The organism is Imperialibacter sp., assembly GCF_040222815.1.
GTDB lineage: Bacteria > Bacteroidota > Bacteroidia > Cytophagales > Cyclobacteriaceae > Imperialibacter.
In genome coordinates this window covers 74,158-86,830 of record NZ_JAVKCH010000028.1, presented here as the reverse complement: position 1 = coordinate 86,830, position 12,673 = coordinate 74,158, and the positions used below count along the sequence as shown (strand labels likewise).

Here is a 12,673-nt window from a genome sequence, read left to right as displayed (position 1 = left end):
TGTCCGATTACTTTGGTATTCAAAAACAATGCTAGATTATTCAATCCTTTAAAATAGACATAAATTTTTTAAAACCTTTGGTAGCGAATTCATCGAGATTTTGTGTCTCATTGAGAGGTAAATAGTGGCTGAGCCGCAAAAAGGTGGATTTTTCAATTGAAAGTGTTTGCACGCTGTCTGAGGGGTTTAACTCGTGAAAATTATCTGAGAAAATGTCGTTTTCCCAGGGTGAACCATCGATTTGGAAACGAATATTTTCCAGAGTAAGTGCCCCAATGTTCCTTAAAATATTTGGCTTTCTCTCCTTCCAAAACTCGCCCCCCAAATGAAGCGACAAGGTAAAGTAATGCCCCCACCAGAATAACAGTCGGATATTGAGCACGTCGTGGCGGGTCATAAGCCTTGGGTAGTCCAGCACGATATAGGGGAGGCCTTTATAGTTTTCTCCTCTGGATACCTTTCCTGCTTTTAGTAAGGTGTCTGGCGGTAAATGAAGATCACTTTCATTGTGCATTAATTGTGTAAACGTGCCTTCTATTAAGGAGAAGCGGTCAGCCATCTTCGAAATCACCTTGCGCTTGAGCAGCAGTAGTTCACCGTCGCCCATTAACTCAATTTCTTCCTTAGAAAACCCGTCTTCTACCATCTGATAAGTGCAGATGCCCAGGTAAACCCGCTACCAAATGCAGCGAGGCACACTAAGTCGCCTTCCTTTATTTTTCCTTCCTGCCACGCTTCACTCATCGCAATGGGAATGGACGCAGCTGTAGTATTACCATATTTCATGATGTTGTTGAATACCTGGTCGTTGGACAGGCCCATTTTCTTTTGAATGAATTGGCTGATGCGCAGGTTGGCCTGGTGCGGGATCAAAAGGCTGATGTCCGTACTTTTGAAACCGTTCTTGTCCAGCGCTTCATTGATCACCTCTTCAAAGCGGGTTACAGCGTGCTTGAACACAAAGTTGCCATTCATGTAGGGGTAGTAGCTAATGTCTTCTGGGTCGTTTTCGACGATTAGCTTGTCCACCCAGTGCTTGGTACTTGGGCCTATTAGCGCCAGCTCCTTCGCATGTTTGCCTTCTGAGTGCAGGTGAGTGGAAAGTATCCCCTGACCGGGCTTGTCGGCTGCCTGCATCACCACTGCACCTGCGCCGTCGCCGAAAATAACTGAGACACCACGCCCTCTGGTGGTCATGTCGAGGCCGCTGCTATGGAGCTCGGAGCCTATTACCAGGATGTTGTTGTACATTCCTGTTTTAATAAATTGATCTGCAATCGATACGGCGTAAACAAACCCTGAACACTGATTTCGGACATCCAGCGCACCAATTTCTTTGATGCCAAGCTGCTCCTGCACCATCACGCCCGGGCCTGGGAAGTAGTAGTCGGGGCTGAGGGTAGCAAAAATGATGAAGTCAATGTCGTCGGGCGTGATACCGGCGTTTTTGATGGCAATCCGGGCAGCCTTGGTACCCATGGTTGATGGGGCTTCATCCGACTTTGGGTCTACAAACCGGCGCTCCTTGATGCCCGTTCTTTCCTGAATCCATTCGTCAGTGGTTTCTATTAGCTTTTCAAGGTCTTTGTTGGTCACTACAATGTCGGGCACATAGTGGCCAATGCCTGCTATCTTGCTTGCTCTCATTTGGGTGTTGAGTTTTATTTATACAAGAATAATAAACGAAACAATTTAAGTTCTATTCAATAACAAGGACTTCGATGCGGCGGTTTAGCTCACGTCCTTCTTTTTCATTGTCATTCGATGCCAGGGGTTGCGTGGCTCCATAGCCTACTTCCTTAATTCTATCCTCCGATATTCTTCTTTGCATCAGGTAGCTGCCCACTGCCCTTGCCCTGAGTTTCGATAAATTCTGTGAGCTGGTCTTTTCCTCCAAAGCGTCGGTGTGTCCGCCAATCTCTATTCTCAGTTCAGGGTTTTCGCTCATCACCTTGAACAGTGCGAAAAGCTCGGGCGTATAAGCAGAGCTGATATAATCGGATCCCGGCTCAAAGTAGATATTGCTCAAAATGGCCTTGTTGCCTTTGCTGAATTTCTTTCCCAGGTCACTCAGCTCTGTGTATTCCGAAATGGGGGCTGTGGTTTCGGCGCTTGCACTGGCAACTTTTGTAGTCGTTTTGGTTGGGATGGTTGATTTGCCTTGCTGGAATCCCTGTTGATGCGTTTGCTGAGCAAGGATTGTTTCGGTTAAGTCGACGTCAAAAACTTTGTTGACCGTGTCCGTGGGGCTTGTTTGATCCACAGAAATACTTTCTGTTTTAACATGCAGCCCCATGTAGGTCAGGTCGAATGCCTGGTCAAATCCCGATGTAAGCAAGACCTCAAACTCCCCGTCCTGATTGCTTTCAGCCGAAAGTGTGTTGAGGTACTGGTTGTCGGGCGTTACCTTCACCAGCACCCCTGCCAGAGGCTGCTTTGTAGAGCTGGCGATTACCCTGCCCTTCATCGGAATCTTGATTTCTTCTACGAACAGGTAGGCATCGAGAAAACCAACTGTGCCGGCCCTGTCGGAACTGAAAAAACCAGTTTTCCCGTCTTTGTTGAACTTGAAGAAAATTTCATCACCGGGTGTGTTGATTGGATACCCCAGGTTTTCAGGTGCGCTCCACTTGCCGGTGGTAGGGTTTCGTACTGATTTGAATATGTCAAAGCCGCCAACACTTGAGTGGCCCCTAGAGCTAAAGTAGATGGTGGAGCCGTCTGGTGTGATGTAAGGGCTGTCTTCGTCAAACGGAGAGTTGAGTTCCTGTAGCTCAGAGGGGGCCGACCATTGGCCTTCACCCTGCCTGGTTACCATATAAAGGTCAATGTCTTTGTCGGGCTTCTTTGATTCGGCGGTATAAACCAGTACTTCTCCATTGGAAGTGAAAAACCCGCTGACCTGCATCCCAGTGCGGTCTATCTGATCCAAAGGCTTAGGTTTTTGCCAAACACCGTTCACTTTTTCTGATTGGTACAAATCACCTTTCTTGTCTTCGTAGTAAAGAAGAAGCTTGGTTTCGTTGTCGAAAAGCTGAAGGTTGACGATGTTTCCTTTCATTTCCTTGAAAGCCGGGTAGCTCACTGGTGCCGACCATTTGTTTTTCCCCTGCCGCTCAAAAAAATAAATAGTTGACCTTTGCTTTCTTCGGCGGACACTCTCATCGTTGCCTATGCTCGCAAGCATCAGCTTACTTTCGTTGTCAAACAAGATAGGGTTCTCTTCAGAATTGAGCGTATTTATAGGTGTCGGCAAATGGTGCACTGAATAGGTGGACGGAAGCTCAATAAAGGATTTTTTAACAATAGCATCGTCGATAAACGCCTTTGCTTCGTCAGTAATCACTTTGCTTTTGTAGGCCTTCAGGTCGAGGAATTTCTGCCAGGCTTCTATGGCTGCACCATAGTCGTACCGTGCTGCATAGATTCTTCCCGCCCAGTAATAGAAAAATTTATCGCTGGTACCCAGGGTCGCTTCGAACTGAAGAAATTTATCCAGTGGTTTGGCGGGGTAGTAGGTGAGTAGTGAGCAAATTTCGGCATAGTATTGAGCCTTTCTGTCGTCTGGTGACCCGGCCAGGTATTCGTTGAATAACAGAAAGGCGGTCTCCAACTCCTCGTCATAAAAGGAATCCTCGGCTCGCACATAGGTGCTGTGCTTGCCTTGTGAGAATCCTTCATTAGGAAGCAGGACACCCACAACAAACAGGGCAAATAAAGGAAAGTGTAAATAGGTCAAATTTTTCATGCTGGTATACAGATACAATAGAAACCGGGTTGGTTGATACTTCTTCAAAACGCTATGAATACGAACTTGTTCAAGATACAAATTGTCTCAGGATAATGATAAATCGTCAATTAGTCAAAGAGTGTATAGTTACCGAACTGATCCGAAGGCGCTGCCGGCAAGATCAAGTCAGGCGCATCATACTTTATATTATTAACTCTTGATGACACAGGATGGCGCTGCATTTGCAGTGCCGGAAAGGGCGTTAACATGCTCACCAGCTCCTCGAATGTCGTAGCTTTGTTCAGCCAGGTGCTTTCACGAGACTTTTCGATCATGACAGGCATCCGGTCACTGGCTTCCGTTACCAGCTGATTGGCAGCACAGGTGATCACTGTAAACGAATGCATTTGCTCACCTTCATCGTCTTCAAATTCCTCCCAAAGACCTGCCATTGCAAAAGGCTGATGCTGCTTTTCAAAAAAGTAGTAGGGTACCTGCCCTTTCTTGCTCACTTTTTTCCAATCGTAAAACCCATCAGCTGGTATCAAACACCGGCGCTCCATCAGAGCGGTTTTTGCGCTTGCTTTCTCGGGAATTTGCTCGGCTCTTGTAATGTAAAGCCTCTCACTGATGCTTTTGTTGTTGGCCCATTTGGAAATGAGGCCCCAATAAAAAAACGAAAATCCCTTCGGTGAGTCGCTGGTAATAACCGGTGCGAGCTGCGTCGGCGCTATGTTAAACCTCGGCTCATATGAGTCTGTCACGTCGGCTTTAAATCGTCTGGCAACTTCTTCCGGTGGCTTACTCAATGTATAGCGTGAACTCATTCGATGATTGGTTTTCCCAAAGCTATCTAATTTGCCGTAAAAATACGACCGTAACGCTGACTGTGAGCCATTTACTTGACCTGAAGCCACCGCTCGGGGTGCAGGCAAAATTCAGTAGCCACCTGCTCCGACCAGTAAGTGCTGCCGTTTTGAAACTCTGCAAAACCGCAATGCCCGCCATACTGGGGTTTCAGCAATAAAGTGTTTGGGTTGGCGCTGAAGGTGCTTTCCTCGTAGCACTTGTCGGAAAGAAAAGTGTCGTTTAACGCATTGACCACGAGCAAAGGTGTACTTACTTTTGGCACAAACGGGGCTGAGCTGCACCGTGTGTAGTAGTCAATAGCGCCTTTGTAGCCATGCAGGGGGCCGGTAATTATTTCATCGAATTGAAAGATGCTTTTTATTTTTCGGACGCCCTCAGTGTTGAACGATTTGGGAAAAATTTCGGCTTTTCGAACCACTTTCTTAATCAACGTATTCAGGAATCTTCGGGTGTAGAGGTAGTTGTGCCATTTATCTATTTCAATGGAGCAACTCTCCAGGTCAAGAGGCACGGAAAACGCTACGGACGATGCAATCGGATATTGGTCAGCGTAGGACTCCCCCAGAAACTTCACAGTCATGTTGCCGCCAAGACTAAAGCCTACGAGTGAAATTTCGGCGTAGTCTCTGCTGACGGCTTCGGCCACCACTGCATCCAGATCCTCGGTTGCCCCGCTGTTGTAGAACCTCGGTAGCCTGTTGAGCTCACCGCTACAGCCTCGTAGGTTCCATGCCATTACGTCCCAGCCGTGGGCATAAAAGGCCTTGGCCATCCCTTTAATATAGGGCCTGCTGCTGTCTCCTTCCAGCCCGTGAGTGATAATTACTACCCTGTGGTTGCGATTTGCTGTGTCATGTATGGCATAATCAATGTCAAGAAAGTCACCATCTTTCATTTCCAGCCTTTCCCTTCGCACGGCAGGGGGATTGGAGACTTTTCTGAAAAGGGCAGGGTAAATCGTTTCGAAGTGTTTATTTATTGAAAGAAGGGAACCTTTGTAGCTGGGCTGCTGAAATACCGACATTGCTGGGCGGATCAATAAATTTTCAAAAATATCATGAATACTGCTGCTGTTATTGCTAATATCGTGGAAGATGGGAACCTATGCACACGTTTGTAAATTGATGTTGAGGTAGATTCGCTAGCCGACCAAAACATTTTCCGACGAATATCATTTAATATGTTCATGGCTAAGCCTCAATTTTATAAATTTACGAGTCGCAACATGATAATGCATAGTTGTGATTAAAATTTCAATAACGCTATTTTTGATATAAATAAGGACAACGAATGGCTGAAGTAATCAGAATGCCAAAAATGAGTGACACCATGGAAGAGGGTGTTATCGCTTCATGGCTGAAGAAAGTGGGGGATACAGTAAAATCTGGTGATATACTCGCCGAAGTAGAAACCGACAAGGCAACAATGGAGCTGGAATCGTATGAGGATGGCACTCTCCTTTATATTGGTGTAAAGGAAAAAGAAGCCGCCCCTGTAGACGGAATCATTGCTATCATAGGCAAGAAGGGAGAGAATATTGACGGGTTGCTGAAAGATGTGAAGAGTGGAGGAGCAGGCAACGGGGCTTCTGAAAAGGCAGCAGAGAGTGCTGCCCCGGCACCAGCTGCCAGCGCACCCGCAGAAAAAATTGATACTTCAGGCATTAAGGCAACGGTGGTAACAATGCCAAAAATGAGCGACACCATGACGGAGGGAGTTATTGCCTCATGGTTGAGCAAAGTAGGAGACACTGTGAAGGCAGGAGACATCATTGCCGAAGTGGAAACTGACAAGGCTACGATGGAACTGGAGTCTTATGAAGATGGTACCTTGCTTTATATCGGCGTAGAAGCCGGTAGTTCTGTGCCAGTGGATGGTGTTATTGCTATTATTGGAGAGAAAGGTGCTGATTACAAAACATTGCTGAAGGCACATGAAGCGGGCGCTGGTTCGGCTCCGGCTGAGGAAAGTGCTCCCCAGGCAGCAAGTGCTCCTGCAAGTACTTCAAGTGCACCAGCGGCTCCAAGCCAGGCGGCCACGGCAGATCATTCGTCTGACAATGGAAGAATAAAAATTTCTCCTCTGGCCAAAAAAATGGCTGAGGATAAAGGATACGATATTCGTCAGATTGCTGGCTCGGGCGATGGCGGCAGAATTGTGAGAAAAGACGTAGAAAGCTTTAGTCCTTCGGCGCAACCATCAGCTCCGGCTGCTGCACCAGGCAAGGAGGCACCCAAAGTGGTATTGCCATCGATAGTGGGTGAAGAAAGCTTCGAAGACGTGCCGGTAACGCAAATGCGTAAGGTTATCGCCAAAGGGGTGTCTGACAGCAAATTTACGGCTCCGCACTTCTATGTGACCATGGAAATTAACATGGACAAGGCGATTGAAGCCAGAACAAGCCTGAACGACATATCGCCGGTGAAGATATCATTTAATGACATGGTGGTCAAAGCAGTAGCGGCGGCTTTGAGATTGCACCCCGATGTAAACGTGTCGTGGAGAGGTGATAAAATACGGATGAACAAACACATCCACGTGGCTGTGGCGATGGCAATCCCACCGGATGGACTGCTGATGCCTGTTGTTCGTTTTGCAGACAATAAGTCATTGTCGCATATTTCGGCTGAAATAAAGGAATTCGGGCAAAAGGCTAAAGCTAAGAAGCTTCAACCTACCGATTGGGAGGGAGCTACCTTTAGTATTTCCAACCTTGGTATGTTCGGTGTAGATGAGTTCACTGCTATTTTGAATGCCCCGGCGTCGTGTATACTGGCAGTAGGCGGCATTAAGGAGACTGCCGTGGTGAAAAATGGTCAGCTTGTGCCAGGAAATATTATGAAAGTGACGTTGACTTGCGATCACAGAGCAGTGGATGGAGCCATGGGTGCTGCCTTCCTGCAGACCCTGAAGAAGTTCCTTGAAGATCCGATCAAGCTGTTGGTTTAAATAAAACACTGTCTTTTTGACACATCGAAGCCAGCAGGTATCATACTTGCTGGCTTTTTTGGTTATTGTACCAATCAGGGAAACTAAACACATCTAAAAAGCGGTTTCTCTTTATCATACACGCAATGGAAAAAATCAGATCAACGACCGTTCTGGCGGTTCAGCATAACGGGGAAATTGCAATAGGAGCCGACGGGCAAGCCACCATGGGTAACACCGTGGCGAAAAACAATGTGAAGAAGATCAGAAAATTGCTTGACGGCAAAGTGGTAACCGGCTTTGCGGGCTCCACTGCCGATGCCTTTTCGTTGCTCGATAGGTTTGAGGAGAAGCTGAATGCTTATGGAGGCAATATGAAGCGGGGTGCTATTGAACTGGCTAAAGACTGGCGAACTGACAGGTACCTCAGGAAACTGGAGGCTATGCTGATCACTGCCAGCAAAGAGGAAATCCTTGTTGTGTCAGGCACTGGCGACGTGCTGGAGCCGGAAAACGGAGTGGCAGCCATAGGCTCGGGTAGCATGTACGCTCAGGCGGCTGCTATTGCTCTCAAGAAGCACGCACCACAATTGACAGCCGAAGAGATAGTGAGAGAGGCGCTCAATATTGCAGCTGACATCTGCATTTACACCAACCACAATTTGATAGTAGAGAAATTATAGAAGACACATGTATACCATATACCATAACCCGAGATGTGGCGCCAGTCGGGAGGCGCTGAAAATATTGCACGAAAGAGGAGGAGAGGTAAGGATTGTGGAATACCTCCAGAATTGCCCATCTAAAGTGGAACTGAAAAGCCTGGTAGAAAAGCTGGGCATCAAAGCCGAAGATTTGGTAAGAAAGAAAGAGCCTGTGTTCAAGGAGAAGTATGAAGGCAAGACGCTGACAAGTGCGCAGTGGATCACCGCTATGGTCAACGACCCCATTCTTATCGAACGCCCGATCATCGTAAGAGATGGTGTGGCCGTGATAGGCAGGGGAGAGGAAGAGATGGAGAAGATTTTGAGTTAGGCGTTTTCAGGATTAAAGGGCTGCCCACTTCACTGGTTTTTATTGGTTGTTATAAATGATATATTTATAGTTGCTTGAAAAGCACGATTATGGAGGGTTTAGTAATCAACAGTACTAAAGAGTGGACTGCCAGTGACTATCAGCTACTGGGTGAAAGTGCTACGCCTTGCCAGTTAATCGATGGAGAATTATTTATGAGCCCCGCCCCAACACCAGAACATCAACGTGTCGTTCGCAGGTTGTTCAAGATATTGGACAGCTTTGCTGTCGGCACAGGAGAGGTCTTTTTTTCACCCATCGATTTGTATGTAGATGATAGGAATGTTTTTCAACCGGATCTGATCTATATAGCAGAATCAAACGCCAATGCTATCACAAAGAAGGGTGTCGAAAAGGCACCAAATTTGATTGTTGAAATAATTTCTCCTTCAAATAGCTATGTTGACAGGTATACTAAGAAGAAGGCTTACCTAAAAATGGGAGTGAAGGAATACTGGATCGTCGATCCTGCTAATCAAACGTTGGAAGTGTTTTCGGAGGATCTGGATGTCGTCGATAAGCCATCCTTTTTTCTTTGGCAAAGCGGCATTGTTTCCAGTCGGGTGATTCCGATGCTTAAGTTCAATCTTGAAGATATCTGGAGCTAAAACAACTGTCGATAATTGATAGTCAACTATCGACAGTTCTCTTCTTTTTATCCAATCGCCTTTTTCAAATCTTCGATCAGGTCATCTGCACCTTCAATACCTACGCTCAGTCTTATCAACGAATCACTTAGTCCGTTCTTGATCCGTTCTTCACGGGGAATAGACGCATGTGTCATGCTGGCCGGGTGATTGATCAGCGATTCTACACCACCAAGGCTTTCTGCTAGCGAGAAAAGTTTAGTGGAGCTCAGCACTTTGTTAGCTGCCGCTATTGTTTCGTCTTTTAAGGTAAAGGAGATCATCCCTCCAAAGCTGCGCATTTGTTTTTTGGCAATGGCGTGACCAGGGTGGTCTTCAAAACCCGGCCAGTATACTTTCCCCACTTTTGGGTGGTTCTTCAGGAAATGTGCAATCTTCTCTCCGTTTTCGCTGTGGCGTTCCATGCGTACGTGCAGCGTTTTGATGCCACGCAGCACCAGGAAGCAATCCTGAGGGCCGGGAACCGCACCACAGCTCTTTTGTATAAAGTAGAGCTTGTCTTTCAGATCCTTGTCGTTCATGACCAGGCAGCCGTGGATCACATCGCTGTGGCCTCCGAGGTATTTGGTGGCAGAGTGCATCACAATATCGGCTCCCATGTCAAGCGGGTTTTGGAGGTACGGAGAAGCAAAGGTGTTGTCCACGCACACGATGATGTTTTTACCTTTGGCCAGGTTGGCCACGGCTTGAATGTCCACGATATTCATCAGTGGATTGGTAGGCGTTTCTAACCATATCAGCTTTGTGTTGGCATTGATGTATTTGCTGATATTGGCAGCATCCTGCATGTCAACAAAGTGAAACTTGATGCCAAATTTTTCAAAAACCTTGGTAAACAGCCTGTAGGTACCGCCATACATATCGCTGGCAGCTATCACCTCATCGCCGGGGGCCAGCAGCTTGATAACGGCGTCGGTGGCGGCAACTCCGCTGCTGAAGCATAGACCAAATTTGCCATTTTCCAGCGCTGCAAGGGCTGTCTCCAACGCCTCACGGGTGGGGTTCTGAGAGCGGGCGTACTCATACCCCTTGTTTTTTCCCGGTGCTTCCTGCACGTAAGTGGAGGTTTGATAGATAGGAGTCATAATGGCTCCTGTGGAGGGGTCTGGCTCTGCGCCGGCGTGAATAGCTTTGGTTCCGAATTGCATATAAAGTGAATTATTTGGGTATTATGTGGTTACTTGTGCCGCAAAGTTAGGTTTAGTCAGCTTCTTTCAAATGCTTGTACGAGAAATCATTCGCCGCAGTCCCGCTTCTCTGGTGCTTATTCTTTGGATGGCGGCCATGCCACTTATTTTTAGCACCATCACAGGTTACCAAAGCTGGCAGCATGCTGAATGGCTCACTGGCCTAACACAGCTGGAGTGGGCTTGGTTCTTTTTGCTGACTGTTTTTACCATGGCCTTTGCTTTTACTCCCACCACGTTTGTAGCAGCACTTAGCGGCTACTTTCTGGGCTTCGAAAGCTTGTGGTTGCTTGTGCCTGCTTATATGCTGGCGTCTCTACTTGGTTATACCATGTCGCAGTTAATCGGAGCCAAAGCCGTTCAGGCCGTTTTTGATGCTTACCCACGTTCAACCGCTTTGCTGGATGGCTTGAAGAAGAACGACCTTTTGCTGGTTATTATGTGCCGTATTTCGCCAGTGCTGCCATTTGCTATCATGAACGTAGTACTTGGCTACACAGGCATACGGATAAAACCCTTTTTGGTGGGCGGGTTAATTGGTATGCTTCCCCGAACGGTGATGGCTGTCGCTATCGGAATGCAAATGGAGGCTTTGGCTACTGGGAGCCTGTTCTCGCTGTTATGGATCGGCTTACTTGTGGTAAGTTTCCTGGGGTTGGGGTGGGTTTTTAAGCGTTCAATCAATAGTGCTCAAAGCAAGGACGGAGTCTAACCGGCCAGCTATGAAAAATCAACGGCGGACCAAAGGCCCGCCGCTCATCAGACTGTAAACTGTAAACTGAAAAATAAGACAATCAAGTAACCTACCTATGGTTCTTCATTGCACCGAACTAACCTAAATTGTTCCAACTATCATTGAGTGAGTCATGCTAAAAGCTCACCTGATATTGTAAGACAAACATGCCTTTGCTGCCGTCTTTTACGATTTCTCCTCCCTGTGCCGCAAATACTGATCTGCTTTGATACACAGCACTTATTTTGTTGTTATGCGAACCGTGAATAAAGTAATTGCCGCCCAGTTCCAACATGCTGACATTGTCGGCGGTGTAGCCGTAATTGGAAAGCTGAACAGCTACGAAAGGCTGCAGTTTCCCGCCTTCTGTGACCATATTCTGACCAAAGAGGTACCCCAGTTGAGCGTACACCGTGTTGCCGGTGCCAACCATCGGAAAGGCGTTGCCTGCGCCGCCCGGATTAGGGGCGTTTAAGCCCGTGGCCGGATTGTTTACGCCTATGTTTCTGATGTAGCCGCTTCCAAAGTCATAGTTGGTAAGGGCTGCATAGGCTGTGATGGCGGCTGTTTCAGATATTGGTTTGTCGTAGTAAACGTCGAGGCCATATAGTGCCATATTGCTGTGAACTGTTTCGCCGGTACCATTGAGGGCCCACATGGCATCTTTCTGGAAAATAACACCCGCTCCTATATTGAAAACGCTTTTGTTGCCCAGATAGGAGCCTGCCGAGTAGGGCGTTAGGTTACTTTCGCTATCGAGAAACATGTACTTGACATATCCTTGTAGTTGTTTTTTTGGAGGCTCATTTGAAAAAGTAAACCGAGTGCCTGTGGGTGCTGAGGTAGCCCCGGTAACTGTCATGGGCTGCGACAGGGCTATACGATAATCTAATTTTCCTAGCTGTCCTTTGGCGTACAGGCTAAGCTTGCGCAGAAACTGGTCATTGACACCGTTGGTAGCCTGCTGGTAGAGCGGAGCGTCTAACGTCAAAATGGAAGCCACACTTGGAGAGGCATAACGAGCCAGCCCGCTCCATCCTGTTAAGCCACCACCGATTGAGAGTTTCTGTTTGACAACGGCGAACTCACCAATCGCATCGTGGAAAAATGCTCCTTCGTACTTGTTGGAGTGAAAGTTGAAATTGTTCTGCCCAAATTGAGCGTAGAAAAATACCCTGTCGGTGAGCTGGCCATAAGTTTGAAAGCGAAGCCTTCTGATGCTCAGGTCGGTGTAGCTGTCCTTTGAATAACCGCTGATGGTTGTGCCAGGGTTCATTTGCGTACCCCTGAACCAGGTTTGCAGCAGGCCAGTCATTTGGATGTAGTGGCTTCCATCTTCATTCATATTGAACTTCAACTGGTTGTTGGAGAACACGGGCTGATTTTGCGCCGATAAACTTAAAGTACCTAAAATGATGAGTAGGGTGCTGCTATAAACTTTGAGGATTTTCATATTCCTGAATGATAATTACTAGAGTGATGGTCAATAAGTGAAAGTAAACGG

Annotated in this window: 12 protein-coding genes; 5 read left to right on the top strand and 7 right to left on the bottom strand. The window is 47.2% G+C overall.

The genetic code is table 11. The features are described 5' to 3' along the window. Positions 1–40: 40 nt before the first annotated feature. The 5 genes from RIF36_RS16180 to RIF36_RS16160 all read right to left on the bottom strand — a co-directional run bounded on the left by RIF36_RS16180 (position 41) and on the right by RIF36_RS16160 (position 5,624). Positions 41–646: a hypothetical protein gene (locus RIF36_RS16180; RefSeq protein ID WP_350121035.1), complete on the bottom strand. Its 606-nt coding sequence runs from the start codon at positions 644–646 to the stop codon at positions 41–43. Beyond that, the gene (locus RIF36_RS16175; RefSeq protein WP_350121032.1) at positions 640–1,647 is read right to left on the bottom strand and encodes a 3-oxoacyl-ACP synthase III family protein; all 1,008 of its coding nucleotides are present in this window, start codon (positions 1,645–1,647) and stop codon (positions 640–642) included. The genes RIF36_RS16180 and RIF36_RS16175 overlap by 7 nt, the downstream gene beginning before the upstream one ends. Before the next feature lie 52 nt (positions 1,648–1,699). Further along, the gene (locus RIF36_RS16170) at positions 1,700–3,748 is read right to left on the bottom strand and encodes an OmpA family protein (RefSeq protein WP_350121029.1); all 2,049 of its coding nucleotides are present in this window, start codon (positions 3,746–3,748) and stop codon (positions 1,700–1,702) included. Between the two features lie 110 nt (positions 3,749–3,858). Next, the gene (locus RIF36_RS16165) at positions 3,859–4,557 is read right to left on the bottom strand and encodes an SOS response-associated peptidase (RefSeq protein ID WP_350121026.1); all 699 of its coding nucleotides are present in this window, start codon (positions 4,555–4,557) and stop codon (positions 3,859–3,861) included. 71 nt (positions 4,558–4,628) lie between these two features. Continuing rightward, positions 4,629–5,624 carry a YheT family hydrolase gene (locus RIF36_RS16160; protein WP_350121023.1) on the bottom strand — a complete coding sequence of 332 codons (996 nt, stop codon included), beginning with the start codon at positions 5,622–5,624 and terminating at the stop codon, positions 4,629–4,631. A gap of 266 nt (positions 5,625–5,890) precedes the next feature. Here RIF36_RS16160 and RIF36_RS16155 point away from each other — a divergent pair, with 266 nt between their 5' ends. The 4 genes from RIF36_RS16155 (at position 5,891) to RIF36_RS16140 (ending at position 9,210) form a co-directional block, all read left to right on the top strand. Then, on the top strand, positions 5,891–7,549 hold the full coding sequence (locus RIF36_RS16155) for a pyruvate dehydrogenase complex dihydrolipoamide acetyltransferase (RefSeq protein WP_350121020.1): 1,659 nt from the start codon (positions 5,891–5,893) through the stop codon (positions 7,547–7,549). 125 nt (positions 7,550–7,674) lie between these two features. Further along, positions 7,675–8,211, top strand: a complete 537-nt coding sequence (hslV, locus tag RIF36_RS16150) for an ATP-dependent protease subunit HslV (RefSeq protein WP_151999427.1) — start codon at positions 7,675–7,677, stop codon at positions 8,209–8,211. Positions 8,212–8,218: 7 nt separating this feature from the next. Then, positions 8,219–8,563 carry an arsenate reductase (glutaredoxin) gene (gene arsC, locus RIF36_RS16145; RefSeq protein WP_350068755.1) on the top strand — a complete coding sequence of 115 codons (345 nt, stop codon included), beginning with the start codon at positions 8,219–8,221 and terminating at the stop codon, positions 8,561–8,563. A gap of 89 nt (positions 8,564–8,652) precedes the next feature. Then, positions 8,653–9,210: a Uma2 family endonuclease gene (locus RIF36_RS16140; RefSeq protein ID WP_350121017.1), complete on the top strand. Its 558-nt coding sequence runs from the start codon at positions 8,653–8,655 to the stop codon at positions 9,208–9,210. A gap of 47 nt (positions 9,211–9,257) precedes the next feature. On the opposite strand, the gene RIF36_RS16135 is transcribed toward RIF36_RS16140, so the two are convergent. Continuing rightward, a complete protein-coding gene (locus RIF36_RS16135) occupies positions 9,258–10,397 on the bottom strand; it encodes a cystathionine gamma-synthase (RefSeq protein WP_350121014.1) in 1,140 nt (379 codons plus the stop codon). Positions 10,398–10,467: 70 nt separating this feature from the next. On the opposite strand from RIF36_RS16135, the gene RIF36_RS16130 reads away from it, so the two are divergent. Continuing rightward, positions 10,468–11,148, top strand: coding sequence for a TVP38/TMEM64 family protein (locus tag RIF36_RS16130; RefSeq protein ID WP_350121011.1), 681 nt, complete (start codon positions 10,468–10,470; stop codon positions 11,146–11,148). A 157-nt stretch (positions 11,149–11,305) separates the two neighbouring features. Here the strand turns inward: RIF36_RS16130 and RIF36_RS16125 are convergent, their stop codons facing one another. Next, positions 11,306–12,622 (bottom strand): hypothetical protein, encoded by a 1,317-nt coding sequence (locus RIF36_RS16125; protein ID WP_350121008.1) that lies wholly within the window; start codon positions 12,620–12,622, stop codon positions 11,306–11,308. Positions 12,623–12,673: the final 51 nt, after the last annotated feature.

Coding starts and splice junctions, on each gene's coding strand:
- hslV (WP_151999427.1), top strand. CDS start 7,675: ATGGAAAAAATCAGATCAACGACCGTTCTGGCGGTTCAGCATAACGGG.
- RIF36_RS16135 (WP_350121014.1), bottom strand. CDS start 10,397: ATGCAATTCGGAACCAAAGCTATTCACGCCGGCGCAGAGCCAGACCCC.
- RIF36_RS16180 (WP_350121035.1), bottom strand. CDS start 646: ATGGTAGAAGACGGGTTTTCTAAGGAAGAAATTGAGTTAATGGGCGAC.
- RIF36_RS16155 (WP_350121020.1), top strand. CDS start 5,891: ATGGCTGAAGTAATCAGAATGCCAAAAATGAGTGACACCATGGAAGAG.
- arsC (WP_350068755.1), top strand. CDS start 8,219: ATGTATACCATATACCATAACCCGAGATGTGGCGCCAGTCGGGAGGCG.
- RIF36_RS16175 (WP_350121032.1), bottom strand. CDS start 1,647: ATGAGAGCAAGCAAGATAGCAGGCATTGGCCACTATGTGCCCGACATT.
- RIF36_RS16125 (WP_350121008.1), bottom strand. CDS start 12,622: ATGAAAATCCTCAAAGTTTATAGCAGCACCCTACTCATCATTTTAGGT.
- RIF36_RS16165 (WP_350121026.1), bottom strand. CDS start 4,557: ATGAGTTCACGCTATACATTGAGTAAGCCACCGGAAGAAGTTGCCAGA.
- RIF36_RS16160 (WP_350121023.1), bottom strand. CDS start 5,624: ATGTCGGTATTTCAGCAGCCCAGCTACAAAGGTTCCCTTCTTTCAATA.
- RIF36_RS16170 (WP_350121029.1), bottom strand. CDS start 3,748: ATGAAAAATTTGACCTATTTACACTTTCCTTTATTTGCCCTGTTTGTT.
- RIF36_RS16140 (WP_350121017.1), top strand. CDS start 8,653: ATGGAGGGTTTAGTAATCAACAGTACTAAAGAGTGGACTGCCAGTGAC.
- RIF36_RS16130 (WP_350121011.1), top strand. CDS start 10,468: ATGCTTGTACGAGAAATCATTCGCCGCAGTCCCGCTTCTCTGGTGCTT.